The organism is Streptomyces sp. NPDC056161, from assembly GCF_042268025.1.
Lineage (GTDB): Bacteria > Actinomycetota > Actinomycetes > Streptomycetales > Streptomycetaceae > Streptomyces.
Map to the genome: position 1 here is coordinate 41,970 of NZ_JBHJUV010000042.1, position 25,872 is coordinate 67,841.

At 70.4% G+C, this 25,872-nt stretch carries 29 protein-coding genes and 2 pseudogenes; 13 read left to right on the top strand and 18 right to left on the bottom strand.

Features of this window, described 5'->3' with window-relative positions; all coding sequences use genetic code 11:
* Positions 1-338 precede the first annotated feature (338 nt).
* On the top strand, positions 339-1,313 hold the full coding sequence (locus ACFC09_RS32020) for an acyl-ACP desaturase (protein ID WP_376533954.1): 975 nt from the start codon (positions 339-341) through the stop codon (positions 1,311-1,313).
* 178 nt (positions 1,314-1,491) lie between these two features.
* Here the strand turns inward: ACFC09_RS32020 and ACFC09_RS32025 are convergent, their stop codons facing one another.
* Both ACFC09_RS32025 and ACFC09_RS32030 read right to left on the bottom strand, forming a co-directional pair.
* A complete protein-coding gene (locus tag ACFC09_RS32025; protein ID WP_376533956.1) occupies positions 1,492-1,983 on the bottom strand; it encodes a peptidylprolyl isomerase in 492 nt (163 codons plus the stop codon).
* Between the two features lie 208 nt (positions 1,984-2,191).
* Complete coding sequence (locus tag ACFC09_RS32030) at positions 2,192-2,437, bottom strand: WhiB family transcriptional regulator (protein ID WP_376533958.1); 246 nt, start codon at positions 2,435-2,437, stop codon at positions 2,192-2,194.
* A 265-nt stretch (positions 2,438-2,702) separates the two neighbouring features.
* Between ACFC09_RS32030 and ACFC09_RS32035 the strand changes: the two genes are divergently transcribed.
* Positions 2,703-3,494, top strand: coding sequence for a VOC family protein (locus ACFC09_RS32035; protein WP_376534040.1), 792 nt, complete (start codon positions 2,703-2,705; stop codon positions 3,492-3,494).
* A 21-nt stretch (positions 3,495-3,515) separates the two neighbouring features.
* Here ACFC09_RS32035 and ACFC09_RS32040 read toward each other — a convergent pair whose 3' ends face one another.
* The 5 genes from ACFC09_RS32040 to ACFC09_RS32060 all read right to left on the bottom strand — a co-directional run bounded on the left by ACFC09_RS32040 (position 3,516) and on the right by ACFC09_RS32060 (position 7,495).
* Positions 3,516-4,148 carry a S26 family signal peptidase gene (locus ACFC09_RS32040; RefSeq protein WP_376533960.1) on the bottom strand — a complete coding sequence of 211 codons (633 nt, stop codon included), beginning with the start codon at positions 4,146-4,148 and terminating at the stop codon, positions 3,516-3,518.
* Positions 4,145-6,025 (bottom strand): ABC transporter ATP-binding protein, encoded by a 1,881-nt coding sequence (locus ACFC09_RS32045; RefSeq protein WP_376533962.1) that lies wholly within the window; start codon positions 6,023-6,025, stop codon positions 4,145-4,147. Before ACFC09_RS32045 ends, ACFC09_RS32040 begins: the two co-directional genes overlap by 4 nt.
* Positions 6,026-6,036: 11 nt before the next feature.
* Complete coding sequence (locus ACFC09_RS32050; protein ID WP_376533964.1) at positions 6,037-6,588, bottom strand: TlpA disulfide reductase family protein; 552 nt, start codon at positions 6,586-6,588, stop codon at positions 6,037-6,039.
* A complete protein-coding gene (locus ACFC09_RS32055) occupies positions 6,585-7,238 on the bottom strand; it encodes a MauE/DoxX family redox-associated membrane protein (protein ID WP_376533966.1) in 654 nt (217 codons plus the stop codon). Before ACFC09_RS32055 ends, ACFC09_RS32050 begins: the two co-directional genes overlap by 4 nt.
* Positions 7,239-7,327: 89 nt before the next feature.
* Positions 7,328-7,495 carry a hypothetical protein gene (locus ACFC09_RS32060; protein ID WP_376533968.1) on the bottom strand — a complete coding sequence of 56 codons (168 nt, stop codon included), beginning with the start codon at positions 7,493-7,495 and terminating at the stop codon, positions 7,328-7,330.
* Positions 7,496-8,065: 570 nt separating this feature from the next.
* On the opposite strand from ACFC09_RS32060, the gene ACFC09_RS32065 reads away from it, so the two are divergent.
* Positions 8,066-9,043: a helix-turn-helix domain-containing protein gene (locus tag ACFC09_RS32065; RefSeq protein WP_376533970.1), complete on the top strand. Its 978-nt coding sequence runs from the start codon at positions 8,066-8,068 to the stop codon at positions 9,041-9,043.
* Positions 9,044-9,052: 9 nt separating this feature from the next.
* Here the strand turns inward: ACFC09_RS32065 and ACFC09_RS32070 are convergent, their stop codons facing one another.
* The 3 genes from ACFC09_RS32070 to ACFC09_RS32080 form a co-directional block, all read right to left on the bottom strand.
* Entirely contained in the window at positions 9,053-10,090 is a 1,038-nt protein-coding gene (locus ACFC09_RS32070; protein ID WP_376533972.1) for a LacI family DNA-binding transcriptional regulator, read from the bottom strand.
* Positions 10,091-10,194: 104 nt separating this feature from the next.
* Complete coding sequence (locus ACFC09_RS32075) at positions 10,195-11,136, bottom strand: ornithine cyclodeaminase family protein (RefSeq protein WP_376533974.1); 942 nt, start codon at positions 11,134-11,136, stop codon at positions 10,195-10,197.
* A 165-nt stretch (positions 11,137-11,301) separates the two neighbouring features.
* The gene (locus tag ACFC09_RS32080; protein ID WP_376533976.1) at positions 11,302-12,279 is read right to left on the bottom strand and encodes a multicopper oxidase domain-containing protein; all 978 of its coding nucleotides are present in this window, start codon (positions 12,277-12,279) and stop codon (positions 11,302-11,304) included.
* Between the two features lie 189 nt (positions 12,280-12,468).
* Between ACFC09_RS32080 and ACFC09_RS32085 the strand changes: the two genes are divergently transcribed.
* Together ACFC09_RS32085 and ACFC09_RS32090 are read left to right on the top strand one after the other, a co-directional pair.
* On the top strand, positions 12,469-14,955 hold the full coding sequence (locus tag ACFC09_RS32085; RefSeq protein ID WP_376533978.1) for a ThuA domain-containing protein: 2,487 nt from the start codon (positions 12,469-12,471) through the stop codon (positions 14,953-14,955).
* Between the two features lie 47 nt (positions 14,956-15,002).
* A complete protein-coding gene (locus tag ACFC09_RS32090; RefSeq protein WP_376534042.1) occupies positions 15,003-17,150 on the top strand; it encodes an OmpL47-type beta-barrel domain-containing protein in 2,148 nt (715 codons plus the stop codon).
* 85 nt (positions 17,151-17,235) lie between these two features.
* Here ACFC09_RS32090 and ligD read toward each other — a convergent pair whose 3' ends face one another.
* The 3 genes from ligD to ACFC09_RS32105 all read right to left on the bottom strand — a co-directional run bounded on the left by ligD (position 17,236) and on the right by ACFC09_RS32105 (position 19,143).
* Positions 17,236-18,303, bottom strand: a complete 1,068-nt coding sequence (gene ligD / locus ACFC09_RS32095) for a non-homologous end-joining DNA ligase (protein ID WP_376533980.1) — start codon at positions 18,301-18,303, stop codon at positions 17,236-17,238.
* Between the two features lie 120 nt (positions 18,304-18,423).
* Positions 18,424-19,008: a hypothetical protein gene (locus ACFC09_RS32100; protein WP_376534044.1), complete on the bottom strand. Its 585-nt coding sequence runs from the start codon at positions 19,006-19,008 to the stop codon at positions 18,424-18,426.
* A gap of 12 nt (positions 19,009-19,020) precedes the next feature.
* A complete protein-coding gene (locus tag ACFC09_RS32105; RefSeq protein WP_376533982.1) occupies positions 19,021-19,143 on the bottom strand; it encodes a hypothetical protein in 123 nt (40 codons plus the stop codon).
* A gap of 625 nt (positions 19,144-19,768) precedes the next feature.
* Between ACFC09_RS32105 and ACFC09_RS32110 the strand changes: the two genes are divergently transcribed.
* The 3 genes from ACFC09_RS32110 to ACFC09_RS32120 are packed head-to-tail and all read left to right on the top strand — an operon-like array spanning position 19,769 to position 20,288.
* Positions 19,769-19,945 (top strand): hypothetical protein, encoded by a 177-nt coding sequence (locus ACFC09_RS32110; protein WP_376533984.1) that lies wholly within the window; start codon positions 19,769-19,771, stop codon positions 19,943-19,945.
* Complete coding sequence (locus tag ACFC09_RS32115) at positions 19,932-20,054, top strand: hypothetical protein (protein WP_376533986.1); 123 nt, start codon at positions 19,932-19,934, stop codon at positions 20,052-20,054. Before ACFC09_RS32110 ends, ACFC09_RS32115 begins: the two co-directional genes overlap by 14 nt.
* 45 nt (positions 20,055-20,099) lie before the next feature.
* Positions 20,100-20,288, top strand: a complete 189-nt coding sequence (locus tag ACFC09_RS32120) for a phage major capsid protein (RefSeq protein WP_376533988.1) — start codon at positions 20,100-20,102, stop codon at positions 20,286-20,288.
* A gap of 62 nt (positions 20,289-20,350) precedes the next feature.
* On the opposite strand, the gene ACFC09_RS32125 is transcribed toward ACFC09_RS32120, so the two are convergent.
* A complete protein-coding gene (locus ACFC09_RS32125; RefSeq protein ID WP_376533990.1) occupies positions 20,351-20,809 on the bottom strand; it encodes a hypothetical protein in 459 nt (152 codons plus the stop codon).
* Positions 20,810-21,151: 342 nt separating this feature from the next.
* Here ACFC09_RS32125 and ACFC09_RS32130 point away from each other — a divergent pair, with 342 nt between their 5' ends.
* Entirely contained in the window at positions 21,152-21,385 is a 234-nt protein-coding gene (locus ACFC09_RS32130; RefSeq protein ID WP_376533992.1) for a hypothetical protein, read from the top strand.
* A gap of 71 nt (positions 21,386-21,456) precedes the next feature.
* Here ACFC09_RS32130 and ACFC09_RS32135 read toward each other — a convergent pair whose 3' ends face one another.
* Complete coding sequence (locus ACFC09_RS32135) at positions 21,457-21,780, bottom strand: rodlin (RefSeq protein ID WP_376533994.1); 324 nt, start codon at positions 21,778-21,780, stop codon at positions 21,457-21,459.
* Between the two features lie 256 nt (positions 21,781-22,036).
* Between ACFC09_RS32135 and ACFC09_RS32140 the strand changes: the two genes are divergently transcribed.
* Positions 22,037-22,480 carry a hypothetical protein gene (locus ACFC09_RS32140; protein WP_376533996.1) on the top strand — a complete coding sequence of 148 codons (444 nt, stop codon included), beginning with the start codon at positions 22,037-22,039 and terminating at the stop codon, positions 22,478-22,480.
* A 290-nt stretch (positions 22,481-22,770) separates the two neighbouring features.
* Here ACFC09_RS32140 and ACFC09_RS32145 read toward each other — a convergent pair whose 3' ends face one another.
* Entirely contained in the window at positions 22,771-23,007 is a 237-nt protein-coding gene (locus ACFC09_RS32145) for a hypothetical protein (protein WP_376533998.1), read from the bottom strand.
* A 271-nt stretch (positions 23,008-23,278) separates the two neighbouring features.
* Here ACFC09_RS32145 and ACFC09_RS32150 point away from each other — a divergent pair, with 271 nt between their 5' ends.
* Both ACFC09_RS32150 and ACFC09_RS32155 read left to right on the top strand, forming a co-directional pair.
* Entirely contained in the window at positions 23,279-23,485 is a 207-nt protein-coding gene (locus ACFC09_RS32150; protein WP_376534000.1) for a hypothetical protein, read from the top strand.
* A 69-nt stretch (positions 23,486-23,554) separates the two neighbouring features.
* Positions 23,555-23,848 (top strand): annotated as a pseudogene (locus tag ACFC09_RS32155) (hypothetical protein); the annotation flags it as partial.
* Here the strand turns inward: ACFC09_RS32155 and ACFC09_RS32160 are convergent.
* A complete protein-coding gene (locus ACFC09_RS32160; protein ID WP_376534002.1) occupies positions 23,840-24,376 on the bottom strand; it encodes an NUDIX hydrolase in 537 nt (178 codons plus the stop codon). The pseudogene ACFC09_RS32155 and the gene ACFC09_RS32160 sit on opposite strands and share 9 nt — an antisense overlap.
* Positions 24,377-24,421: 45 nt before the next feature.
* A pseudogene (locus tag ACFC09_RS32165) lies at positions 24,422-25,338 on the bottom strand (hypothetical protein).
* A gap of 130 nt (positions 25,339-25,468) precedes the next feature.
* Between ACFC09_RS32165 and ACFC09_RS32170 the strand changes: the two are divergent.
* Positions 25,469-25,738, top strand: coding sequence for a hypothetical protein (locus ACFC09_RS32170; protein ID WP_376534004.1), 270 nt, complete (start codon positions 25,469-25,471; stop codon positions 25,736-25,738).
* Positions 25,739-25,872: the final 134 nt, after the last annotated feature.

The following is a 25,872-nucleotide window of genomic DNA, read 5'->3' on the forward strand; positions in this document are numbered from 1 at the left end:
GGAGGGTGTTCCGGGTGCCGCCCCGCCCTGCGGGAGCCGGAGGGCGGTGTGACGTGCCTCTCGGTGCGGTTGCGGGAGTTGTACGCCTGACGGCGGCTCCTGCCGTCGCCGGCTCGGGACCACGGGGCCGCGGACCAGCGCCGGTGCCGGGAACCGCGCCCGCGCCGTATGCTCGCTCCTACCGCCGGGACGCCGCTGAACAGCACTTGTTTACGCCACACTTAACCTACGGCTTCGTAACCTACGGTCTCGTAGCCTACGATCGCGTAGGTTTCCGGCACCGCTCGCCGGTTCTTGTTGTTCTTCCCCCATGTGCACGTCGTCCCCCTGGAGTTCCTGTGACGATCACCCCTCCCCACCTCGGCAGCCCGTCCGTGTGGACCGACGCACGGCTGCTGTACGCCCTGGAGGAAGTGGTCGAAAAGGAACTCGATCGCCATCTGAAGGTCGCCCGGGACTGGATGCCGCACGAGTACGTGCCGTGGAGCGACGGACGCAACTTCCCCGGTTTCTTCCCGGACGGCGAGGTCTGGGGCAAGGAGCAGTCCAAGGTCACCGAGATCGGTCGGACCGCGCTCGTGGTGAACCTGCTGACCGAGGACAACCTGCCGAGCTACCACCACGAGATCGCCACGCTGTTCGGCCGGGACGGCGCCTGGGGCACCTGGGTGCACCGCTGGACGGCCGAAGAGGGCCGGCACGGCATCGTGATGCGCGACTACCTGCTCGCCTCCCGCGCGGTCGACCCGGACAAGCTGGAGCAGTTCCGGATGGCCCACATGAGCGAGGGCTTCCAGTCGGACAACCGGCACTCCATGCTGCACTCGATCGCGTACGTCGCCTTCCAGGAGCTGGCGACCCGCATTTCGCACCGCAACACCGGTCACCAGTCGGGTGATCCGGTCTGCGACCGGATGCTGGCCCGGATCGCGACCGACGAGAACCTCCACATGGTCTTCTACCGCAACCTGCTGAAGGCGGCCTTCGATCTCGCGCCCGACCTGACCATGCAGTCGGTGCGGGACGTCGTGGTGGACTTCCGCATGCCCGGTCACGGCATCCCCGGCTTCGAACGCGCCGCCGCCCAGATGGCCATCGGTGAGGTCTACAACCTGCGCATCCACCACGACGACGTGCTCCAGCCCGTGCTGCGCTTCCTGAAGGTCCTGGAGCTGGACGGGCTCGGTCCGAAGGGGCGTCAGGCGCAGGAGGAGGTCGGGATGTTCCTGGGCGGGCTGGACGCGGAGGCCGCGAAGTTCGACGAGAGGCTGGCCGCGCGCAAGGCCCGGATGGCGGCACGCGCCGTCATCTGAGCCGCGGCACCCGAGGCGCACCGGACCCACGGTGCGCCCCTGCCCGTGCGGGGTCATCCGGCTGCGTGCCAGGACCCGCGTGGAGTTTCCCCCACCACGCGCGCGGACTCGTCACGGGGGGCGGGCGCCGTCGGTCGAACCGACGGCGCCGCCAGGAATCCGGCCGGCCGGCGCCGACTCAGCAGACCCCGCTGTCGGCGATCTTGACCGTCGCCTTGGTCTGACCGTTCTGGGTGCCCAGGCTCTCGATCCTGTCCACGATCTGCTGCCCCTCGGCCACCTCGCCGAAGACGACGTGCTTGCCGTCGAGCCAGTCGGTGACGATCGTGGTGACGAAGAACTGCGAGCCGTTGGTGTTCGGCCCCCTGTTCGCCATGCTCAGCAGGTAGGGACGGTCGTGCTTGAGGGTGAAGTTCTCGTCCTCGAAGGTACCGCCGTAGATGCTCTTGCCGCCGGTTCCGTTGCCCTCGGTGAAGTCGCCGCCCTGGAGCATGAAGCTGGGGATCACCCGGTGGAACACCGATCCGGCGTAGCCGAAGCCGGGCTTGCCGGTGGCGAGCTGCCGGAAGTTCTCGGCGGTGCGGGGCACCACGTCGTCGAAGAGCCGGAACACGATCCGGCCGGCGGGCTGCTCGTCGATCGTGATGTCGAAGTACACGTTCTCACTCATGGCCGCCAATCTATCGTCCGCCGGCGACCGCCCTGCGACTACGGTCGGCCGGCCCACTCCACCCCGTACGGCGGCGCCCCGTGCACGCGGTCGTACGAGGTGGAACGTGGGCGACGAGCGGAATCCCCGGCCCGCACGGCGGGGAGGAAGCCGGGGCCGGGGCGTGGAAGGGGCCGCAAGCGCGGCCGGTCTGTCCGCGTCCCGCCGTTCAGTGGGTGGTACGCCGCAGCTCCAGCCGTTCCTTCTCCGACAGGCCGCCCCAGACGCCGAACCGCTCGTCGTGGTCCAGCGCGTACTCCAGGCACGCGGAGCGGATCGGGCACAGGCCGCAGATCCGCTTCGCCTCGCGCACGGAACTGCCGGGCTCGGGGAAGAAGAAGTCGGCCCCGGTCTGTGCGCACAACGCCCCCTCCTGCCAGGCGAGGTCGGGCGAAGTGATCGAATCGAAGTGCATGGCCAGGATCGTGCCGTCCGGCGAAAAACGTTCGCTCAATGCCGGCTCAACGCCACGCCCGGGGCTTCCGGCCGTCCCGATGATGCTCCGCCGGCGGACCAGGGCGCACGGCGGCGCGCGGGAGGCGCCGCACACCGGCACGATCTGGCCGGTCACCCCGCGTGCCCGCGGGACCGCCCGGCGCGCCGGGACCGGCGGGCGGTCGTCAGTGGGCGGTGCGAGACTCGGCTGTGCACAGGACGGGACCCTTCCGAGGAGGGCGATGATGCTCACCACCCGTTTCGTCGACGGCGCTCCCAACTGGATCGATGTCGGCACGGCCGACCTCGACGGCACCGCGGCCTTCTACGGCGGTCTCTTCGGCTGGCGTTTCCGGCCCGCTGGACCCGGCTCCGGCGGCTACGGCTTCTTCGAACTGGACGGCAGAACGGTGGCCGGGGGTGCGCCGATCGCCCCGGACCAGGGTCCTCCTGCCTGGACCGTGTATTTCCGGAGCGAGGACGCCGAGGCCACGGCCGACGCCGCCGAACGCGCGCACGGACAGGTGTTCTGCCGGCCGATGGACGTGGGGACGCAGGGCCGGCTGGCGATGCTGGTCGACCGGGCGGGCGTACCGTTCGGGGTCTGGCAACCCGGCCACCTCAAGGGCATGGACATGGCGAGCGAGACCGGCGCCCTGTGCTGGGTCGAGCTGTACACACCGGACATCGCCGCGGCTGCCGCGTTCTACCACCGGACGCTCGGTCTGGAGACGTCGGCCGTGCCCTTCCCCGGCGGCACGTACACCTGCGTCAATCCGGCCGACGGCGGGGAGGAGGCGATGTTCGGCGGGATGGTCGCGCTGGCCGACGACCCGACGGAGGCGGCGGCCGGTGCGTACTGGCTGCCGTACTTCGGGGTCGCGGATCCCGATGCCGCGGTCGCCCGAGCGCTGGAGCTGGGCGGCACGGTCCGGGTGCCCGCCACCACGGTGGAGGGCGTCGGCCGGACGGCCCGGCTCGCCGATCCGCAGGGCGCCCGCTTCGCGGTGCTCCGGGGCGAGCCCCCGCAGGAGTGACCGCGCGCGGCCCGGCGGCCGTCACGGGCGCCGGGAGGCGGGCAGCGTCCGGACGACGACGCCGAGGACCCGGTCGTCGGGGAAGAGGCCGAGGGTGCGCGAATCCACGCTGACGGCCGTGTTGTCCCCGAGCAGCACCAGCGAGCCCCCGGGCACGCGGCTCCCGGGCGCCCCGGCCGGCGCCGGGACCGCCCACGGCGGCACCGGATCGCCCGCGACGGCGGCGACACGTTTGACCAGCCAGGCGCGTTCCGCCACGGCGACCGCGCCGGCGGCCGTGGACAGCGGGGGCCGCTGCCCCGCGTACCGACCCCTCCCCTGCTCCACGACCACGACCTGCCCCTGGTGAGGCGAGGCGGAGCGCCGTACCAGGACCCGGTCCCCGTCCCGGTACGCCGGTTCCATGCTGGGCCCGCGCACCGTCACCACGGCCCAGGTCCGGGAGAGATACATCACGAAGGCGGTGCCCCCGGTTCCGGTGAGGAGGGCGCAGCCTGCCGCGGTGGCCCGGTCGGCGTTCGCGAGCAGGGACACGGCCGCCGCCACGGCGCTCAGGACGACCAGGGCGCACACGCGGGTCCTGCGGGCACGCCGGGCCCGGTGCACCCGCGCCCGGTGTGCCCGCAGCCATGGGGCCGGGCCGCTCCGGGTCATGGGGCTCCTCCCCGCACCGGGTGGCCGGCGGGGTGCTGGTTCTGGTAGCCGGCGGCCTGGAGCGCGAACAGCCGCTGGTAGTCGCCGCCGGCCGCCAGCAGCGCGTCATGGGTGCCCTCCTCGACGACGCGTCCCCCTGACAGCACCACGATGCGATCGGCGTCCCGCACCGTGCTCAGACGGTGGGAGATCAGCAGGCTGGTACGGCCGGTCCGGTGGGTGCGGATCGCCGTGTGGATCTCGTGTTCGGCACGGGCGTCGAGACCGGCGGAGGGCTCGTCCAGGATGAGGAGTTCCCGGCCTTCGCGCAGGAACGCGCGGGCGAGTGCCACCCGTTGGGCCTGCCCGCCGGACAGGACGACGCCCGTGGACGGGTCGTCCTTGTCCGACTCCAGGAAGAACGAGCGGGACAGCAGCGTGTCGTAACCGTGCGGCAGGTTCCGCAGGACGTCGTCCACACCCGCGCGGCGGGCGGCGGTGCGGACGCGTTCCCGGTCGTGCAGGGCGGACAGGTCGCCCAGGGCGATGCTCTCGGCCGCGGTCAGGTCGTAGGACATGAAGTCCTGGAAGACCGCGCCGATCCTGCGGCGCAGTTCCTCCGGACGTACCTCACCGATGTCGACCCGGTCCCACAGGATGGCGCCCCGGTCCGGGTCGTAGAACCGGCACAGGAGTTTGACCAGCGTCGACTTTCCGGCCCCGTTGAGGCCGACCAGTGCCACACTCGCTCCCTGCGGGATGAACAGGCTGACGCCGCGCAGGACCCAGGGGTGCCCAGGCGAGTAGCGGAACCACACGTCGCGGAGTTCGATGCCGCGGCGGAGCGCGGGCAGCCGCTCGGGCGCGGCGCGCACGGGCAGTTCGGGTTCCGTGGTGACCACCGCGAGGTAGTGTCCCAGGAGCGTCAGTGCGTGATGGGTACGGGCGACGTCGGCGGCGATCGCGGCCAGACAGCCCTGGACACCCGCGACCGCGGCGGTGAAGACCATGACGTCCCCGACGGAGAGCCGGCCCTCGTGCGCCGCCTGGATCGACCACAGCAGTCCGCCGCCGGTCGCCAGTGCGGACAGTGCGCCCAGTGCCGTCTGGACCTTCAGCCCACGCCGGTCGACGGCCCGTTTCGCCGTGTTGACGGCGCGCTGCTCGGCGATCATGCGGTCGCGCAGGAAGCGGCCGATCCCGAACAGCCGCACCTCCTTGGCCGCCTGCACGCTGGAGAGGAGACTGCCGTAGAAGAACTCGCGGCGTTCGGCCGGGCTCATCCGCTGGGCCACCCGGGCGCGTCTGCGCGAGAGGCTGATCTCCGCGGCCAGGGCCGGTGCGCCGAACAGCACCACGAAGACGCTCATCAAGGGGCTGAGCAGCCACAGCGAGACGAGGAATCCCGCGATGGTCAGCCCGGAACGCGCGGCGCCCAGGATTCCGTCCACGGCCTGTCCGGGATTGCTGCCACCACCCTGGCGTGCGAGCCTCAGCTCGTCGAGGAACCGGGGGTCCTCGAAACGCCCCAGTCCGGTGAACGCGTTGACGGCGTCGAACAGCCGACGCTGTGCCAGCAGCCCCACGCGGCGGTCCATCTCCGCCTTGCAGAACTGGCTCAGCTGCGGAGCCAGCCGGCCGAGGACGCCGACCGCGGCGAGCGCCGCGCTGGTCACGAGCAGTTCGCGCCCGGCATCGCCCTCGACCAGCCCGTCCAGCAGGCGCTTGGTCAGCCATGCGGCGGCCACCGGCACCGCGCCCGTCAGGAGGGCGAGGGCCGCGTGGACGGCCAGCACCCGGGGGCAGGCGCGTCCGGCCAGCGCGCCCGCCGTCGAGAGTCGCGACAGGAGCGGGAGCCTGCGCCCCGCCGACCGGGCCGGGCGCCCGCCCTCTGCCACGACGTCCTGTGTCACCGGGCCGCCGCCGCGGGAGCCAGTTCCGCGGCCAGCCGGTTCTCCGCGACCACCACGGCCCCGCCCTGCCGCGCCACCCGCAGGACGGTGGGGAACGCCCTGACCTGGAAGGCGTCGCTCAGCGGGCCGTCCGGTGTCTCGACGACGACCTGTGCCACCCCGCCGAGTGCGTCCACGAAGAGGCTCCCGTCCCCGACCGTGTCGACCACCACCGCGAGCACCCGGTCCCGGCCGCCCGGCACGCGGCGCGCGAACTGGGCGAACGCGGGGACCTTCTCCCGGCAGGGGCCGCAGTCCGGGGCGAAGAAGGCCACCACGGTTCCGTCGGCGAGACGCGCCGTGCTGATCTCGGCACCGCCCTCCGTGACGGCCGTGGCCGCGCCGACGCGCTCGCCCACCGCGATCACGGGAAGCTCACGCCCGCCCGTGGCGCCCTGTGCCAGCAGATCGGTGTGTTCCCGCAGCCTCCTGATGACGCCGAGCAGCAGGACGAGGTTCAACGCGCCGAGCGTTCCCGCGAACGCCACGGCCGCGATCAGATAGATCATGGCTGCCTTTCCGTGCGGTTTGCAGGAGTCCGTGCCGTTGCGGAAGTTCTGGAGGGTGCCGGAATCTGTCGGGTTGCCGGAATCCGCGGGGCTCGTCGGACAGGGCCTGTAGTGGCTCCTGGGCCGGGGCCCGTACCGAAGAGGGCTACTACGTCGTCCAGGGCCGCGACGAGGAGAGCCGCCACGATGCCCGATGCCACGGCCGTCACCGTGCCCGCCGGCTGCGCCCGGCCCGCGGCGGTCGTGCCGGCCCCCGCGACCAGCGACACGCACACCAGCAGCGTGTTCCGCGCCACGTGCCGCCACCCCGTCGGAGCCGACGCGGCGCCGAAACACCGGCAGGGGGCCCGCTCTCCCCGGCGCAGGGCCGACACGATCGCGGCGGTGAACACGCACAGGAGGCCCGCCGCCGCCACGGGGCCCAGCGCGCGGGGGCCGGGGACCGGGACCAGCAACAGCACGCACACCACCGACTCGGCCGCTACGACGATGCCCGCCAGCAGGCGGGCCCTCTCCCCCGGTGCCGCCGTCATCGACCGTACCGACGCAGCGAACGTCTCGAAGGCGGCCGCTCCCCGCACCTTGCTGAGGACCGAGAGCAGGAATACTCCACCGAGGAGCCACCGTGCACCGATCGCGACGTACAGCATGCTCGCCACTCCCTCCTCGCCGGGAACGGGCCTCGGCCCCGGCGAACGTCCGGGCGGCGCGCGGGGCGCCGCCCGGCACGATCAGGCCGTCAAGGGCACGGGCTCTCCGAGCGGTCGCATCCGGACCCGTCGCAGCACTCGTGCCAGTAGCCGGCGATACACGCGTACCAGCAGCCCTGCGCCGAGGCCGACGCCTCGGCCTTGGGGGCAAGCCGCTCCAGCAGGGCGGCGCCCAGGTTCTCCAGCTTCCTGTACACCTGAGACTCCTTTTCCTTGAGTGGTCGTGACTCCCGGCAGGGCCCGGGTCCGCGCGCGTGGCCGCTGTGTCCCCGCAAGCGCACCGGGCTCCGCACAGGCCGGTTTTCGTGATGCACCGACGACGATGCCGGGACGGGAAACGCATGTGATTGACCGTCCGTGCACAGGTGTTGTCCGTTTCCGCAGACGACCGGCGAGCGGGGCTGCCGCCCCGTGCGAGGGGCCGACCGGCGGCACCGAACACCCCCCCACGAGCCTTCTCCGGTGTGCCCGCCCTGTCCGGCCCGTCCCCGGACAGCTTCCTGACCAGCCCGGACGCCAATCGGCTGGCTGGGACAACGGCAAGCCCTTGCTGCCGGGAATCCGTGACTGCGAGCATTCCCACACCGGCGCCTGCCGGCCCTGGCGGCAAGGTGTCCGTCGGCGGGCCGCGGGCGACCCGCCCGCATGTCGCCCGCGTCCACGACGAGCCGTCCCGGCATGGTCCACGGCCTGCCCATCGGCCGGCGGCGGCCGGCGAACGCGTGCAACATCACGACAACCGGACAGAGTTGGGGGCAGACGTGCAGGTGAACGAGTTCAGTACGGAGATCGTCCCGGCGCCGGAGCGGTTCGAACTGTGGGCGGACACGACCGCACGGACCCACGTGCCCAACCGATTACACAGCAGGGACAAGGATGACTTCCGGGCCCGGATGCGTGTCGTCGACCTGGGGGAGTTGCAGACGGCCGCGATGGCGTACCCGCATCTGGGGGTCGCGCGGACGGTGCAGACGATCCGGCAGTCCGACCCGGAGACGTACCTGATCAACTACTTCGCCAACGGGGCGGGGATCCTCTCCATGGCCCGGCACGACGTGCCGCTGCGGCGCGGCGACCTGGTGCTGATGCACAGCAGCCAGCCCTACCACGGCGATGTCCAGCACTGTACGGGCAGCTGGTCGCACATGACCGTGCAGTTCCCCCGCGAGCTGCTTCCGCTGCCGGAGAAGACGGTGCAGCAGTTGCTCGCGGTCCCGATCAGCGCACGCCACGGGATGGGCGGGGTGTTCGCCCGCTGGCTGACCGATCTCACCGAACACGCCCCCGAGCACACTCCGGCGGCTGGCTCGACCCTGGCCTCGGTCACCATGGACCTCTTCGCCTCCGTCCTCGCCCGCCACCTGGAGGCCGATGCGCCGGCGAGCCCCTGGTCCGGGGACCGGGCCCTACAGGTACGCATCCGGGACTTCATCCAGCGCCACCTCACCGACCCGAGCCTCAGCCCCGAGACCGTCGCGGTCGCCCACGGCATCTCGATCCGTCAGCTGTACCGGGTCTTCAGCGACGAGGACACCGGTGTCGCCGGGTGGATCCGGCAGCGCCGGCTGGAGCGCTGCCGCCGCGATCTCGCCGACTCCGCCCAGCTCTCCCGCTCCATCCAGGCCATCGCGTCCCGCTGGGGCTTTCCCGACCCGGCGCACTTCAGCCGCACGTTCCGTGCCGCCTATGGCATGTCGCCCCGCGACTTCCGGCATTCAGCCGTATCGCCATCCAAGATCATTTGACCGCGGATCCTAGGCGGACGCGCGCCGTACCAGCGTCGTGGGCAGGATCACGCTCCGCGGGAAGTCCGGCCCGGTCGCGCCCCGGTGGCTGCGGTCGAGGCCCGTCAGCAGCAGGTGGGCCATCAGCCGGCCCATCTCCTCGATGTCCTGGCGGACCGTCGTCAGGGGCGGCTCGGTCTGCTCGGTGACCGGCAGCACGTCGTCGAAGCCGATCACGGCGACGTCCTCCGGCACCCGCCGGCCGCTCTCACGCAGCACACGCAGGGCACCGGAGGCGGTGAGGTCGTTGGCGGCGAACACGGCGTCGACGTCCGGGCGGCGGTCGAGGAGTTTCCGCATGGCGCGCTCCCCGCCGCCCGGGGTGAAGTCGCTCTCCACGACCAGCCGCGGATCGCAGTCCCCCATGACGTCCCGGAAGCCGTCCAGCCGGTCCACCGCGGAGGTCTGGTCCAGGGCACCGGTGATGTGCGCGATCCGGGTCCGGCCGAGCCCGACGAGATGGCGTACGGCGGCGCGCGCCCCGCCCCGGTTGTCGCAGTCGACGTACACCGAACGCTCCGGCTCGTCGTTCCAGTCGGGGCGCCCGCCGAAGACCGTGGGCACTCCCGCGCCCCTGATCAGGCCGGGCAGCGGGTCGTCGATGTGGAGCGAGAAGACGAGCGCGCCGTCGACGTGTCCGCCGGTGAGATAGCGGGCCACCCGCGGATGGTCGTCCCGGCCTTCCGTCAGCAACAACACGAGTTGAATGTCGTGCGCGGTCAGCTCCTTGCTGATCCCGCGTAGTTGCATGCTGAAGAAGGGGTCGGCGAAGACCCTGGCCTCCGGTTCCGCGATGACCACGGCGACGGCGTCGTGCCGCCGGGTCACCAGGCTGCGCGCCGCGCGGTTGGGGACGTACCCGAGTTCCTCGACCGCCCGCCGGACCCGCTGCACCAGGGGCTCCCGTACCCCGTCCCCGCCGTTGACCACCCGGGACACGGTCGCCCGTGACACCCCTGCCAGCGCGGCGACGGCCTCCAGCGTGGGACGCGGCGCTGTCTCGGACACGGCCAGACTCCCCTCGGCGGCTCCGGCTCAGGATAGCTCCGGGCCGCACACGGGAGTGCGAGCGTTCCGGCCCGCGGACCCCCGCCGCCTGGCTCGGTCGCCACTCAGGCCAGCAGGTCGATCCGGCGGCCGATGCCCCGCCGCCGCGCCTCACGGTGGGCGATCCAGGCCAGGGCCAGGTCCTGCCAGGGCAGTCCGACGGGGGCGTAGACGGAGCGCCGGCCGGGCGTGGTGCGGCCGGGGTGGGTGCCGTCCAGGATCTCGCCGAGGGTGGCGTCCACCGCCGTCTCCGGGAGCCCGGCGGTCGCCAGCACTCCCGATTCCGCGGCCAGTTCACGGTCGTCGACGACGAGCAGCGCGGCGTCGAGCAGATCGTCGGCGAGTTCCCGCTTGCCGGGCTCGTCCGCGCCCAGACTGGTGAGGTGCTGACCGGGCCGGGTGTCGGCGAGCGCGAGGAGCGGGGCGCGGGACCAGGTCGCCAGCAGCACCACGTCGGCGGCGCCGGCGACCTGCTGCGCGGAGGTGAGGGCCCGGCCGCGGTGCCGGTCGGCGAACGCGGCGGCCCGCGCGGGGTCCGTGTCGTGGACGACGAGTTCACCGCCGTGGCCCAGCGTGCGCAGGCCGCGCACCACCAGTTCGGCCTGGGCTCCGGCCCCGATCACCCCGAGGACGCCGTCGGCCGCGGCCCCGGCCAGCACCTGGGTGCCCAGGGCGGCGGCCAGCCCGGTGCGCCACGCGGTCACCGTGGCGGAGTCCAGCAGTGCCGGCAGCTCGCCGTCGGCACCGGAGTGCAGGCAGATCACCCCGCGCAGGGCGGGCCGCCCCGCCGGGAACTTGGCGTTGACCTTCACGGTGTACGCCTCGATGCCGGGCAGCACTCCGGGCAGCAGGGCGGTGACCGTCCCCGGGAACGGCAGGTCGGCACGCACCCGACGCCCCGCGACGGCCGCGCCAGGGGCTGTCCGAAACCCGTTCCGCAGAGCATCGATGCAGGCCGCGGGGTCCAGCACGGCTTCCAGATCGGTCCGGGTCAGTACGCGCGTCATCCCGCCGTGCTCCCCCACCGAAGGCGGCTCAGGTCCGCCGGTGACCCGAAAGCGGCACGGGGAAACCGGGTCCCGCTGTTCGAACGAGGCCGAGAACTTGGGGAGCGACCGGCCGGCACGCACCGTCCGGTCGACCGGCACCCCGGCGCACCCCCGGCCAACCGCTCAGTGCTTGTGCGCGGCACCTGTTCCCTGCGGCTGCGCCGCGTGCGGCTCGTACCCGGGGATCGTCCCGTCCGGCTTCTTCACCAGGAACAGGCCCACCATCCCCATGTCCGAATGGCTCTGGACGTGGCAGTGGTACATCCAGGCGCCCGCGCCGACCCCCTCCCCCGCCAGCACCTGGAAGCCGAAGGAGTCCGCGGGGCCCACGATCTTGTTGTCGATCACCTGGCTGGGGTCGTCGGGGCCGGTGAGCAGCCCGGTGCGGTTGTCGGCCCAGCGATGACCGTGCATGTGGAACGTGTGGTAGTACTCGCCGTGGGTGATCATCACGAACTCGACGCGGTCGCCCACCGTCGCCTCGAAGTCCGGCCCGGTGTGCGGCGGACGGTTGTTGATGGTCATGTCGTTGAAGACGATGGTGTGCGTCCGGTCGGGCAGGATGTCGCCCTTGCGCCGGACGACGACCGGACCGTACAGGCCCTTGCGGATGCCGCCGGTGCCGTGCTCGGTGCCGACGACGTGGTCGTGGTAGTGCCAGTAGCCGGCGCTGCCCGCCCGCCAGGTGCCGTCCGAGCGGCGGCCGGGCGCGTGGGTGCGCCAGGTGTAGGTGCGGGTGCCGCCGGGTTCGACATCGCTCTTGTTCATCTTGGTGCCGTCGCTGGAGATCTCGTAGTCGAGGCCGTGGACGTGCAGGCTCGCGGCCACGTCCAGGGTGTTCTCGAACTCGATGTGCAGCGTGTCGCCCTCGTTCAGCTCGATGAGCGGGCCGGGGATCGACGCCTTCCCCTTCTCGAAGCCGTAGCCCAACTGCCCGTCGGCCAGCTTCTCGGCGTAGATCTTGATGTGTCTGACCTCGCCACCGGCCGGTGCCGTGCGCGGCGGTGTGACCGCGCTGACGGCCTCGGGTGCCAGGGACAACGATGTCGCGACCGCCGCGCCGCCCAGCAGCACCCTGCGGTTGAACGCGCGTCTGTCCATGCGGAACTCCCCACCCTGGTAAGGACTTTGCGGAGGTGCACCTGTGATGAACCTGTGCGACGGTACCGGCCCGGCGGCCGTTTATCCACTCTAAGGACAAAGTTCGTTTGATTGCGGTCATAGGTATTGGCGAGTCGTGAAAAGCCGCCTAGCTTTCTTGGCGCTGTTGCCGTGACCGAGGAGGTGCCCATGCACTTACGAGGATTGAGCGCCAGAAGCAGGAGGAGACGGGCCTGGGCGGCCACCGTGACCGCGGGGATCGTCGCGGCCGGACTCCTCTCGGGCCCGGCCGCGAGCGCGCGGCCTGCCCCTGACCCATCCCTGACAACGATGTCGATCAAGTCGCCGCCGGGCGGCGCCAACGTAAGAGTGCTGCTGTTCTACGGCTCCGCGGCCGCCGGGGACGAGTCACCGGTGGTGAACGCAGGGATCGAGGCGATCGAGAAGATCGGTCTGTCCGGCCCCGCGAAGGAGCGCTTCACCGTCGAGGCCACGGACGACGCGGCCGTGTTCACCAACGCGACCAAGCTCGGCCGCTTCAACTCCGTCGTCTTCCTGACCGGCGGCGGCGACGTCCTCGACCCGGACCAGGAAGCGGGCCTGGAAACGTACATGGAGGCGGGCGGCGGCTTCGTCGGCATCCATGACGCGGCCCGCGCCGAACCGTACTCGGACTGGTTCACCGGACTGATCGGCGCCCGGCCGGCCTCGTCCAGTCCGACGGCGGCCCAGCGGGCCACGGTCGAGGTGGGCGACCGGCTGAATCCGGCCACCCAGAGCCTGCCGCTCGAATGGAAGCGGCCCGACCAGTGGTTCAACTGGGTGAAGAACCCCTCGGGCGAGGTGCACACGGTCGCCCGGGTGCGCGAGTCGACGTACCAGCCCGGGACCGGCGCCAACGGCGCCGACCACCCGGTCAGCTGGTGCCGGGACTACGACGGCGGCCGGTCCTTCTACACCGGCATGGGCGGCACGGTCTCGTCGTACGACGAGACCGACTTCCGGGCCCATCTGCGCGGCGCCCTGCTGTGGACCACGCGGCTGGCCCAGGCCGACTGCAAGGCCACCATCAACGCCAACTACCACGCCGAGCGCCTCACCCAGCCCAACAAGCCCGGTCAGAACGACCAGATCGGCGAGCCGCACGGCATGGTCGCCGCGCCCGACGGGCGGGTGCTGTACATCGGCCGCGGCGGCGCGGACTCCTCGCAGCCCGTGATCACCGACTGGAACAACCCGGACGTGGGCAAGGGCAAGGGCCAGATCCACGTCTACGACCCGAAGACCAAGCAGGTCACCCTGGCGGGCGAGTTGACGGTCTTCGGCAACAAGGGCGGCGGCGACGAGCTGGTCAAGGTCGAGGAGGGGCTGCTCGGGATCGAGCTGGACCCGCGCTTCGAGCAGAACGGCTGGGTGTACCTGCACTACACACCCCACTCGCAGCTCAACCGCGACACCCAGATGGCCGAGCGGCGGGTCTCCCGCTTCACCCTCGACCTCGCCACGGACAAGCTGGACCTGAGCAGTGAGAAGGTGCTGCTCAAGTGGCCGGTGCAGGTGCACAGCTGCTGCCACGCGGGCGGCGGGATGGCCTGGGACTCCAAGGGCAACCTGTACATCGCCACCGGCGACAACAACTCCAGCCAGTTCAGCGACGGGTACTCGGGCAACAACCCGCAGCCGAACTACAAGGGGGTGTCGTTCGCCGACGCGCGCCGCACCGCCGGCAACACCAACAACCTGAACGGCAAGATCCTGCGCATCCACCCGGAGGCCGACGGCACGTACACCCTGCCGGACGGCAACCTCTTCACCGGCAAGGAGACCGACGAGGGCGGCGGCAAGACGCGCGGTGAGATCTATGTGATGGGTGTGCGCAACCCCGCGCGCATCTCCGTCGACAAGTCGACGGACATCCTGTACGCGGGCTGGGTCGGCCCGGACGCGGGCGAGCCGTCGACCACCTGGGGCCCGGCGAAGTACGACACGTTCGCCGTCATCACCAAGGCGAGCAACCGGGGCTGGCCGTACTGCATGGGCAACAAGCAGCCCTACCGGGACCGCAACCTGCCCGATCCGTCGAAGCCGCTGGGCTGGTACGACTGCGACCACCCGAAGAACGAGTCGCCGAACAACGACGGACTCGTCAACCTTCCGCCGGTCACCGGCAACAACGTCTGGTACTCGCCGCAGGGCGGTGGCCCGGACTACCCGCGTGACGCGAACGGGATCCCCTCGTACAAGAAGGAGGAGGCCACCTACCGGCTGCCGTGGCTCAAGGGCGGCGGGCAGGCCGCGATGAACGGTCCCGTCTACCGCTACGAGGCGAGCAGCACCAGCGCCGTGAAGTGGCCCGCGTACTGGGACGGCAAGTGGTTCATCGGCGACTTCTACGACGCCGACCAGCCGCGCAACGCCGTGGTCATGGACCCGAAGACCCAGGGTGACGGCGGGCTGCCGGTGCACTCGGAGTCCCTGAAGAAGATCGTGCCGATCGGCAACGACGGCATCAAGAACCTCATGGACTGGAAGTTCGGTCCGGACGGCTCGCTCTACGTCCTCGACTACGGGCGCGGCTTCTTCACCTCGGACTCCAAGTCGGCGCTGTGGCGGGTGACGTACACCGGCGGCGGTCCGACGCCGTCCGCCGACCAACTCGCCAGGGGGGCGAAGTGATACGACGACGACGAAGACTCCTCACGGCCCTGCTGGCCGCCGTCCTCATGCTGCTCGGGGTGCAGGCGGTGCCGGCCGCCGGACGCGGTGACGGGCCGGCGGCGGCCGAGCAGGTCCTCACCTGGACCGCGGGCGACGACATCACCAAGTACGGGTCGGCGCCCACGACGGCGGTCGCGGGGCAGGCCACGATCGTGTTCGAGAACAGCGCGGCCACCGGCAACACCACCGGCATGCCGCACACGCTGACCTTCGTGAACTCCGACCCCGAGTACAACAGCGACGTCCAGGTCAACATCCTCGCCAACCCCTTCGACGACCAGGGCGGCCGGCACTCCGTCGAGGTGAACCTGACGCCGGGCCGCTACTTCTACCACTGCACCATCCCCGGCCACACCCAGATGCAGGGCGTCCTGGTGGTGACCGAGGGCGGCGGCTCGGACAGCACACCGCCCGAGACCAAGGCCACGGTCGACGGCACCAGGAACGCGCAGGGCGAGTACGTCGGCTCCGCGAGCGTGGCGATCGAGGCGACCGACGCGGGATCCGGCGTGGACCGTGTGGAGTACGCGGTCGACGACTCGGACGCCTGGCAGCCGTACACCGCGCCCGTCGTGATCGACCAGGTGGGCCCGCACACGGTGCGCTACCGGGCGACCGACAAGGCGGGCAACGTGGCCGCGGAGAAGAACGTCGAGTTCACCGTCGTCGCCCCGCCCTCGGACGACACGACACCGCCCGAGACCTCGGCGACGGTCAGCGGTGAGCGCGACGCCGCAGGCGCGTACATCGACATGGCCACGGTGACGGTCACCGCCTCGGACACCGGGTCGGGGGTCAACACCATCGAGTACGCGGTCGACTCGGGTGCCTGGCAGCCGTACACCGGGCCCGCGATGGTGCACCAGAGCGGCGACCACACCGTCCGCTACCGGGCCACGGACAAGGCGGGCAACGTGGCCGCGGACAAGAGCGTGCAGTTCACGGTGGTCTCGGCGCCACCGCAGGACACCACCCCGCCGGTCACCGGAGTGAGCGTCGACGGCACACGCAACTCGGACGGCGCCTACGTGGGCAACGCCAAGGTGACCGTGACCGCCGCGGACGAGGGCGGCTCGGGCGTCGCGGCCGTCGAGTACTCGCTGGACGGCGGGCCCTACCTGGCGTACACCGCCCCCGTGGTGGTGGACCGGGCCGGGGCGCACACCGTGGCGTACCGGGCGACCGACAAGGCGGGCAACACCGCCGAGCCGCGCTCCGTGAGCTTCACGGTGGTCGCGGGCGGGGGCGTGCCCGCGCCCGGCTGCCCGGAGTACGACGAGCGGCTGACGGTGATCGTCGGGACGGTCGACACCGGGGTGCCGAACCGGGTCACCAACAACCGGTGCCGCATCAACGAACTGATCGAGGACGAGAAGGAGTGGACCTCCCAGGCGCTGTTCCTCAAGCACGTGAAGACGGTCCTGGACGGGCTCCGCAAGGAAGGGGTGATCGACCAGCGGGAGTACAACACCATCCAGAAGGCCGCCCGGCAGTCGGGCATCGGCAAGCCGGGCCAGACCACCGGCTACCGCACGATCCTCGACGGCACCGCCGGCTCCTTCGCCAAGTGGGAGCAGGTGGGCGGTGGCTCGTTCGCGCTGAACGGCGACGGGTCGATCACCAGCGGTACCAGCAAGGACGGCCTGGGGATGCTGTGGTTCCCCGAGCGCAAGTACGGCGACTTCTCGCTGCGGCTCCAGTGGCGTGACGACGCTCCGGGCACGGGCAACGCCAACTCCGGGGTGTTCGTCCGGTTCCCGCAGGTCCACGACAACCCGGAGGAGTCGCGGCCGGAGTGGGTCGCCATCAAGTACGGGCACGAGGTGCAGGTGTTCGACCGGCCCGACGGCGACATGTACAAGACCGGTTCGATCTACGGGTTCGACCGGGTCGGTCTCGCCGGTGCCGGTGTGACGCAGAAGGGCACCTGGAACGACTACGAGATCCGCGTGGTCGACCAGCACTACTCCGTCTACCGCAACGGCGTGCTGATCAACGAGTTCGACAACATCGGCGGCCAGACCTTCACCCCGCCCCGCTCGGACGATCCGGGCACCGACGGGCGGCGGTTCGCCTCCGGCTACATCGGACTGCAGGTGCACAGCACGTCGGACGTGGTCTCCTACCGGGACGTCCGGATCAAGGACCTGTAGGAGGCCGCGAGGGACGAGGAGGCGCGCCGGGCCCGTAGGAGCGGCGCGACACGAGGAACCGCGCGGACGAGGAGCCGGCCGGCCGTCAGGACCCGGCCGGCTTCTCCTTGTCCGCGGCCGGCTCCTGCCGGCCACCGGCCGCCTTCGCCCCGCGCGCCCGGCTCGGCTGCACCCGTTTGGGCTCCCCCGGCATCTTCGGGTACTCGGGCGGGTAGGGCAGATCGCCCAGACCGTGGTCCTGCTCGTCCCGCCGCGCCAGATCGAGCAGGGCGTCCAGGGAGTAGGCGTGTTCGTCCATGTCCGCGTGCACGTCGCCGAGTGCGGCGAAGCGTACGGGCATGGTCGCGAGGTCGAAGTCCCGGGGCTGGACCCGGTCCACCTCGTCCCAGCGCAGCGGGGCCGAGACCGGGGCGTGCGGGCGGGGGCGCACGGAGTAGGCGGAGGCGATGGTGCGGTCGCGCGCGGTCTGGTTGTAGTCGACGAAGATGCGCTCGCCGCGTTCCTCCTTCCACCACTTGATCGTGACCTGGTCCGGCATCCGGCGTTCCAGTTCCCGGCCCACGGCGATGGCCGCGCGCCGCACCTGGGTGAAGGTCCAGCGCGGCTCGATCGGCACGAAGACGTGCAGGCCGCGACCGCCCGAGGTCTTGGGCCAGCCACGCAGCCCGCCGAACTCGTCGAGGACCGCGCGCAGTTCGTGGGCGGCGCGCACGGCGTCGGCGAAGTCGGTGCCGGGCTGCGGGTCGAGGTCGAGGCGCAGTTCGTCGGGGCGGTCGACGTCGTCGCGGCGCACCGGCCAGGGATGGAAGGTCAGGGTGCCGAACTGCGCGGCCCACAGGACGGCGGCCTCTTCGGTGGGGCACATCTCGTCGGCGCTGCGACCGCTGGGGAAGGTGATGTGGGCGGTCGGGATCCAGCCGGGCATGTTCTTGGGCGCCCGCTTCTGGAAGAAGGACTCGCCCGTCACGCCGTCGGGATAGCGCTCCAGGGTGGTGGGGCGGTCGCGCAGGGCGCGCAGGATGCCGGGGGCCACCGCGAGGTAGTACTGGGCGAGGTCCAGCTTGGTGAAACCGCGTTCCGGGAAGAAGACCTTGTCCGGACTGGACAGCCGTACGGTCCGGCCGCCCGCCTCCAGTTCCACCGCGTCACCCATGCGGCCACGGTAGGCGCTGCGCGTACACCTCGCACACCGGAACGCACCGGGCGGGTGCGGGAATGGGCGACCGTGCGCGGAATCGGAGCATGGATCTGCGGGAAAATGACCCACCGCAGGTCAGATGGCCTTCTCACCTACCATTCCTTGATCGTTTCTCACATCTCCGCACAGCGATGGCGACGTGGCCGACGGCGACGGCGACGGCGACGGCGACGGCGACGGGAGACCATGCCGCCGGTCGGGAGCGGCGGCAGCCGGACGAAGATCCTCGGCATCCGGAGCCGCATACTTGGCCTTCGTGAAGGCCGCATTCGTATGCCCCGCCCAGGCCGCGAGCACGACGTCCGGGACGCCGTTCACCGCGAGGTACTTCAGGACCGCATGCCGCGCGTCGTACAGCCGGACCCACCGCAACTCCAGCGACTCCATCAACCGGTACGCGTGCTCCCGCAGCTTCCGTGTGCTCAGCGGCACACCGACCTCGTCCACCAGGACGTAGCCCGACAGGGCGTACGCCTCGCCGGCCGCGAGCCGTTCCCGGGCCTGCCGCGCCTTGAAGCTCCTCAGGGCGTCCCACACCAGGCGCGGCAGCGGCAGTTCCCGTTCGCCGCCGGTGGTCTTGGCGTCCTTCTCCACGACGATGTTGTTGCGGGCCATGGTCCGGGTGTTCAGGACAGAGACCGTGCCTTCGACCAGGTCGATGTCCTGTTCCCATCACTGTCCGGCGACCTCTGCCGGGCGCATACCCATGAGGGATTCCATGAGCGAGGCGCACAGCCGGTCGCCGCGGATGCCCGTGACGAACGCCTGGCTCGCCTCGTCGGCGGACGGGATCACGCGGCGGAGGATCGTGCCGTTGTCGCCAGATCGACGCCTCAGCGGCTGCCCGGCACCTACACGCCACTGGGCGGTGCGTGCCGCGGACCTCGACCGGAGTGAACCGTCCGCTGCCCGGTTCCGTCTTGACTCACGGAAACCGCTGGGAGAACCAATCCACTGGAGGTCACACGATGACGACACCCACCGGCCCGCGAAGTCTGCCCCTGGTGGCCCAGACGGCGATTGCCCAGACACTCAAGGAGCAGATTGAACGGGGGGCTGCAGCACATGGCGGCGGGGATGCGCTGGAAGAGTTCAGCGTGAGCCTGGGCAGCACATTGCGCGCGAGGCAAGCGACGGGCGCTCCCGCCGTGGCCAGTCCGCCGTCGGAGCGGACTCGTATGGCTCGGATGGACCCAACTCAGGGCACTTCAGGTCAGGTTCGCCGGCAGACATCCACGGCTTCCCAAACGGCGTCCTACGACCCCGTACGTGATCGGACGTTGTCTCCCGCTCCACAGGGGCGGGCCGCAGGGCGCTAAATGCATTGATCACGAGCGTTGTCAACGCTGACCAGGCTTGATCATCACGAGTACCTCCGGTGTGGTGGAACTGTCCCTGTGTGACTGGCCGGAGGGTGATCATGGCGACCAACGTCGAGGCGACCGCGGCCAAGATCGAACGGCTCCGGGTCGGTGAGATCTCCCCGGGCCTGGCGCAGCTCGCTCTCACTCTGGCCTGGGACTGCAACATCCTCGACGAGGCGATGATCCTGGGCGACGACGCGGGGCGCGCTGATGCCCACCATGTCCGCCGTTGAGAACCCGACGCAGCCGACCGGCGAGATCACCTCGGCGTCGACCGGCAAGACCGGCGGCACCGGCGCGGCCGGCGCGTTCACCGCTGACGACCTGATCGACCTGTTCTAGAGCGTCATCGCGCCGTACCGGAACAGCACCTCGTGCGGCTGGCTGATGCGGGACGCCACCCTCGGCGCCGCCAGGAAGCTGAAGGATCTGCAGGGCCAGTACCTGTGGCAGCCGTCCATCCAGGTCGAAGCTGGCCGACCGGGGCTGGCTGCACAAGTTGCCGAACGGAACCTTCACGTTCCGGCTGTGATCGCCCACCGAGGCCGTATCCAGGCGGCCACCGGCCGGGGGTGAGGGGGTATGCCTACAACCGCTACCCCGGCCGGGGAACACAACTCATTTGGGGACCTGGTGCCTCACCCGGGGGTGCTGACGGCGGGCTGGATCTTGCCCTTGGCCTCTGCCGGCAGGTAGTTCGGGCTCCCCCTGTAGATGGCCTCGTAGCCGGTGAGGATCGCCTGCGCCCAGATCACGGGGTCCCCAAGGTGCGATCCGGAGTCGAGCACCGCCTCACCATTGGAATCGGTCGGCTTGCTTCCGATGTCCCGGCCGTTGACGCGGAACATGATCCTCTGGCCAACGATCGGCATGCCGTCCTGATCGGTGAGGGTTGCCTTGAGCGTGGCTTGCGCCTGGCCGAGAGCGCTGCCCGACGTCCCCGTTGCCTCCAGAAAGGAAGGCTGCTTTTGCGCAGGCGCCTGATTCTGCCCGTTCGTCTGCGGCTGAGACTGCGGATTCTGCTGCTTCTTCATCAGCTCGGCGACCTGCTGCTCAAGCTTTTCCATCCGGGCCATCTCTTCTGAATTCATGCCCATGGGACATCTCCTCCTGTTGCTCTCGCACGCCGGATCCGGGCCACCCTGGCCCCGCACAAAGGCTGACAGAGAGCCCATATCCCCGCCTGCGCTGCTGCTCCGTTTGCCATGCCGGCGATCGCCGGCCCCGCTTTCGTCGGCCTGGACGACGAAGCCGGCGACCCAGCGGTCATCACCGGCTACAAGAAGCCCCGTGGGCCCCGACTCGTCCGCCCGCTGGCCGACGACCTTCACGCCAGGCAACCGCCAACGACCAGCACGAGCGCGGCATCACCCGCCCACGCCATCTCTCGTGACCTGCACATTCAGGATGAAGACAACTCACTCGTGGAAGGCGCACCGGTGCGCGTGCGTATGAAGGTGACGCTGTCCGGGACCCGGGACGGCCAGGAGTGTCCACCGCGCGGGCAGCTGGTCAACCAGCCCGACGACGAAGCCGCCCACCTGCTGGCCGGCGGCCTGGCCGAGAAGCCCAAGGACGACGTCCCCCAGGTCGAGGAAGCCACGGCCCCCGACGCGGAGACGTCGGCTCCCTCACGCCGCAAGCCCTCGGCCCGCCGCAGCGCGGCTGTGTAGACGGAGTCCTGACGGCGCTTGCGTGGCTCGGCCGCCGATCGGGACGGGGCCGAGCCAGGCAGGTGAAGCGGTCAACTGTTGTCTGATCCATTGCCGGAGATGACGGGGACTTCGTCAAGAAGGTGGCTGAGTTGGTCGTCGCGGTCGCTGATGGTGCTGTTCTCGGTGCACTGCTGCTGTTGTTGTGACGTGAGGACGGGGACGTCCTGGACGCCAACGTTGATCAGCGAAAGGACCGACTGGAGGCCCAGCTTCCCGATCCCGAGGCACGGCTTATTGAGCGTCCCCTGGATGAGGGACATCTGAGGAGTCGGGTCGTCGGCCCATGCGGAGGCCGGTGCGGCCGCAAGCAGAGCTACGGCGATGGACACGGACGCTGCGGATTTACGGATCACAGGTCTTCTTTCTGCCCGGAGTCGAAATTATGCAGAACATAGCCTTATAGGCATTTCCGGGTCGCCGGAAGTTCCCCGGCCGAGCAGCGACTGTTCACCGCTTCGGGTGAGCGCAAGGCACTTACGCAGCCAGCAGCACATAGGAAAGGGGGCAGCCGTGGCACCGGCTTCGGATACGCGGTGCCCAACCGGGTCCTGCACAGCTTCTGGAGCCGTACAAGGTCCCACCGGGGGTGGCGTGATACCCACCTCCCGCGTGCCCGCGGCCGTAGACGCGCTGCTGACGATCCTGCGGGCCGCGCCCGCCCTTGAGGGGATCCGGATCGCCGACGGGCCAGAGGCCGTGAACCTCACCGCCAAGCACCGCATCCACGTGGGCTGGCAGCCCCGGCGACAGCGCGGCCGTCACGCTGGAGCAGTCCTGGAACGCGGCCGGCGTCCGCACCCGCGACGAGACGTTCTCGATCGCCTGCTACGCGGAATCCCGGTCGGGCGACAAGGACATGGCCCTTCGCCGCGCGAAGGTCTTCGAGAGCGCGGCGGCCGTCGAGACGGCCCTGCGCGCCACCGATACGGCACCCGAGGCCCCGACGGCACGGTCCTGTGGGCCGAGCTGACCGCGGGCGACCTCCCCCAGGCCCAGAGCGAGGGCGCCATCGCCGGGCTGGCGTTCACGGTGACCTGCCAGGCCCGCATCTGAACCAATCCGGGGGTGAGGAAATTCGGCGTCAGATTGCGCTCCTGGCGGGAATGCCACCATATGACCTGGCTCGGATCGGCGAACCACTCGGATCAAAGCCTTTTGGTATTTCCGAGGTAAGCCCAGAGGGGCGGTTTCCGATTGGAAGTGCCCAACAGCGTGACGCCTGGGGCGCCGGTGTCGGCTGGAGTTTCCACGGGGCGTTCGTCCGGTATCCCGCGTTCGGGTATGGGTGGGGCCAGCCCGACGTATTCCGGCTGGCCCTCTACTACGTCAGCCGCGCGTATCTGTCAGCTGTACTTGCTGATGGTGACGTCCTGGGCATTGCCCCACGGGCAGTACACGTAGACGGATCCGGTCCCGGACATCATGTTGCTCGTGGCGCTTGCGCCCAGGGAACACCAGACGGTCACGTCCCACAGACCCGTACCCGTGCACGTCCCCTTACCCCACGTCTGCCCCTTCGACTTGGTGCAGCTCAGGGCCTGTGTGCCAGTGTCCGTCGCGCTGGCGACACTGCTTCCCACCAGGCCCACCGAAGCCGCCAGACCAACTGCGGCTACAGCCGCCGCGATTTTGCCTCGCATGCTGTTCCCCTCTCGACTCATGGTTGCCGGACTCGTCCTCCGGTATGCGTTTTGGCGTGCTGCTTGGAGGATGCCGGGCCTTGCTGCAGCGAGTCCTTGTCCATGCCTGCACGCTTGTTGTCGTTTTCGGCAAAGTGATCACGGAACGTAAAGGCGCACGATCTGACGCCGATGTTCCTCAAACTCCAATCTCACCCTGAGGAGTACCGCCATGGCGCGTGTGCGCTTTGTGGGGCCCGAGCAGGCGACCGTCCCCGAGCTGGGCGGTCGCACGGTCGAGCCCGACGAGATCATCGAGGTCCCCGACGACCGGTTCGAGGGCTACGTCTGCCAGCCCGCGAACTGGGAGCCGATCGAGGAGCCCGGCACGACGAAGAAGACCGCGGCCAAGGCGCCGCAGAAAACGACGGAGGGCTGATCTGTGGCGATCGGGTCCGGGCTCGACGCCCAGCTGGGGATCAGCGCCGAGACGACACACGGCACCTACGTGGCGCCGACGCGCTTCGTGGAGTTCACGAAGGAATCCCTGGTCCTGAAGAAGACCACCGCGCAGTCCGCGGGGATCGCAGCGGGACGGCTGCTCGCCCTGTCGTCCCGGCGCGTGGTCACCCGGCGGGAGGTCTCAGGATCGATCGATCTGGAGATCGTCAACAAGGGGGCCGGCCTCCTGTTGCAGGCCCTCATGGGTACGACGGTCACGCCGGCGCAGCAGGCGACGACGACCACCAGAACGGAAGTTCGGGCAGTAAGGGCCGTTTCGTCATGCCCTGGATCATCTGAGGCGCAGATGATGCAGCATCAGCAACGCGGCCACCGCGTTAGCCGACTTCACCTCACCGCGGGCGATCAGCTCGGGTACCTTCGCGAGGGGCACCCACTCCCGGCGCGTGGACTCGAAGTCATCTTCCGGGACGGCGCGCATCTGTTCCGCGTGATCCGACCAGTACACCCGATGGTGCGACGTCGAGATACCAGGCATCGGGTCGATGGCAAGCAGCAGGCGCATGGGGCCGGGCCGCCATCCGGTCTCCTCCTCGAACTCTCGTGCCGCCGCAACGGCCGGATCCTCACCCTCACCGGTCCCGCCCGACGGTAGTTCCCATCCCCACGCTTCGGTGATGAACCGGTGCCGCCACAGCAGTAGCGCCTCGTCCGCCTCGTTCACAACCGTGGCCACTGCCACGGGCCGCAGCCGGATCACGGTGTGGTCGAGGTGTCGGCCGTCCGGAAGTTCCACGTCGGCCATGTTCACCTTGACCCACCGGTTCTCGTACACGGTGCGCTCGCCCAGGTTCTGCCACACTGACACGCTGCTGCCTCTCCTCCGGGACCCGCCCTATCCGATCATGGACGGCTACAGCGGGATGCGAAGGGTCTCGTCGATCCGGGCGACAACCTCGCACGTAGACCCGCTGCGGGTGGTGGCGAGGTTGCGGCGTACACCGGCAAGCCGGTCGTAGAGCCGGTGCGATTCCATCCCCTCTGCGTGTCGAGCATCTGTACCCCGGTGCCGGCGGCACGGTCGACTTCCCCTGCCCGCAGTTCGCAGTCGGCGAGGGTGGCGAGCCGGTGCACCCGACCGCGGGCATGGGTCTGGACGGCGACGGCCTCGGCGGCGTACTGCTGCGCGGGCCCGGTATCGCCGAGCCGCATCAGGGCGTCCGCCATTGCGGTCTCCAGCAGGCCGGGCTGGACGTACCCGGTCTCGTCGGGCTCCTCGTCCGGGCGGATCTGCCCGGACGAGGTCTCCGCCTGCTGCATGGCCCGGTGGGCGGCCACCTGGTCGCCCATGCGGGCGTACGCCTTCGCCTGCATGGCGTGCAGGTCGCAGGCAAGAGCCGGGCTGATGGCGTGTCCTGCGGTGCGCAGCCCGGCCTCGGCGAACGCGACCGCCTGCCGGTACTCGCCAGCCGGTGATGACGGGCGCCCGCTGTACGTCGTCGCGCTGCTGATGGTCGCCGCGCCACAGGGCGGTTGCACGGCCGATGAACCCGCCGAGGGGTGTTCCGGCCGGGGGCGTTGCCGACCGGGCGCCCATGCCGATGTCGTCGAGACTGATGGCTCGGCCGAGGCGACCGGAGAGACATCGGCGATCAGTTCTGGGGTGCGGCCCCGGGGTCGCTGGCCCTTGAGCCAACGGATGACGGAGCTGTGGTCGTAGCGCATCTGTGTCCCTCGTGCTGCTGCCGCGCTGTTGACGCGGGCGGCGAGTCCCAATCGGGACATCCCTGCCTCGTCGAGCAGCGCGTCAAGCAGTGTGTTCGGCTCCATGATGTGCCCCCCGGCTCACTCAGTGTGTGAACCCGGTAACGCCACACGCGCCCTGCACACAGTGCCGCGCAGCAGGCCAGAGCGACACCATCGGTGCACGAAGCACGCACCGTCCTCTGGGAGTCCCTCAATGAGCAGAACCGCCGTAGAGATCCCACCCGAGGTGCTCGAAGTCCTCGCGCTGCCCGCCGCCTCGCTCACCTACGCCCACTACTCGGGATGGGCCTGCTGCTGGTGCGGCAAGAGCCTCCTCGACATCACCGGCGCCCAGTCCACCGGCCTTGCGCGCGGCCGGAGCGGCGCCCACGTCCTCGACAACGAGGTCTACGCCTGCCCCACCTGCACCGGCCAGAGTTCCCCACGCCCGTCGAAACCTGCCCATCAAAGAGGCACCCCGTGAGAATTTGCCGCCGCTGCGACCAGCCCATCACGGGCCCGGCCGACGAGGTGTCCCCGCTGCGCCCGACCGGCGCCAGCCCGACGATGTACACCTACCCCGGTGGCCGGTGCCCGAAGGTGCCCCAGCAGACCGCA

What these genes read in the sequence shown, in the direction of transcription:
- ACFC09_RS32025 (WP_376533956.1), bottom strand. Translation starts at nt 1,983, where the DNA reads ATGAGTGAGAACGTGTACTTCGACATCACGATCGACGAGCAGCCCGCC.
- ACFC09_RS32030 (WP_376533958.1), bottom strand. Translation starts at nt 2,437, where the DNA reads ATGCACTTCGATTCGATCACTTCGCCCGACCTCGCCTGGCAGGAGGGG.
- ACFC09_RS32035 (WP_376534040.1), top strand. Translation starts at nt 2,703, where the DNA reads ATGCTCACCACCCGTTTCGTCGACGGCGCTCCCAACTGGATCGATGTC.
- ACFC09_RS32040 (WP_376533960.1), bottom strand. Translation starts at nt 4,148, where the DNA reads ATGACCCGGAGCGGCCCGGCCCCATGGCTGCGGGCACACCGGGCGCGG.
- ACFC09_RS32050 (WP_376533964.1), bottom strand. Translation starts at nt 6,588, where the DNA reads ATGATCTATCTGATCGCGGCCGTGGCGTTCGCGGGAACGCTCGGCGCG.
- ACFC09_RS32055 (WP_376533966.1), bottom strand. Translation starts at nt 7,238, where the DNA reads ATGCTGTACGTCGCGATCGGTGCACGGTGGCTCCTCGGTGGAGTATTC.
- ACFC09_RS32075 (WP_376533974.1), bottom strand. Translation starts at nt 11,136, where the DNA reads ATGACGCGCGTACTGACCCGGACCGATCTGGAAGCCGTGCTGGACCCC.
- ACFC09_RS32080 (WP_376533976.1), bottom strand. Translation starts at nt 12,279, where the DNA reads ATGGACAGACGCGCGTTCAACCGCAGGGTGCTGCTGGGCGGCGCGGCG.
- ACFC09_RS32085 (WP_376533978.1), top strand. Translation starts at nt 12,469, where the DNA reads ATGCACTTACGAGGATTGAGCGCCAGAAGCAGGAGGAGACGGGCCTGG.
- ACFC09_RS32090 (WP_376534042.1), top strand. Translation starts at nt 15,003, where the DNA reads ATGCTGCTCGGGGTGCAGGCGGTGCCGGCCGCCGGACGCGGTGACGGG.
- ligD (WP_376533980.1), bottom strand. Translation starts at nt 18,303, where the DNA reads ATGGGTGACGCGGTGGAACTGGAGGCGGGCGGCCGGACCGTACGGCTG.
- ACFC09_RS32110 (WP_376533984.1), top strand. Translation starts at nt 19,769, where the DNA reads ATGGCGACCAACGTCGAGGCGACCGCGGCCAAGATCGAACGGCTCCGG.
- ACFC09_RS32115 (WP_376533986.1), top strand. Translation starts at nt 19,932, where the DNA reads ATGTCCGCCGTTGAGAACCCGACGCAGCCGACCGGCGAGATCACCTCG.
- ACFC09_RS32120 (WP_376533988.1), top strand. Translation starts at nt 20,100, where the DNA reads ATGCGGGACGCCACCCTCGGCGCCGCCAGGAAGCTGAAGGATCTGCAG.
- ACFC09_RS32125 (WP_376533990.1), bottom strand. Translation starts at nt 20,809, where the DNA reads ATGGGCATGAATTCAGAAGAGATGGCCCGGATGGAAAAGCTTGAGCAG.
- ACFC09_RS32150 (WP_376534000.1), top strand. Translation starts at nt 23,279, where the DNA reads ATGGCGCGTGTGCGCTTTGTGGGGCCCGAGCAGGCGACCGTCCCCGAG.
- ACFC09_RS32170 (WP_376534004.1), top strand. Translation starts at nt 25,469, where the DNA reads ATGAGCAGAACCGCCGTAGAGATCCCACCCGAGGTGCTCGAAGTCCTC.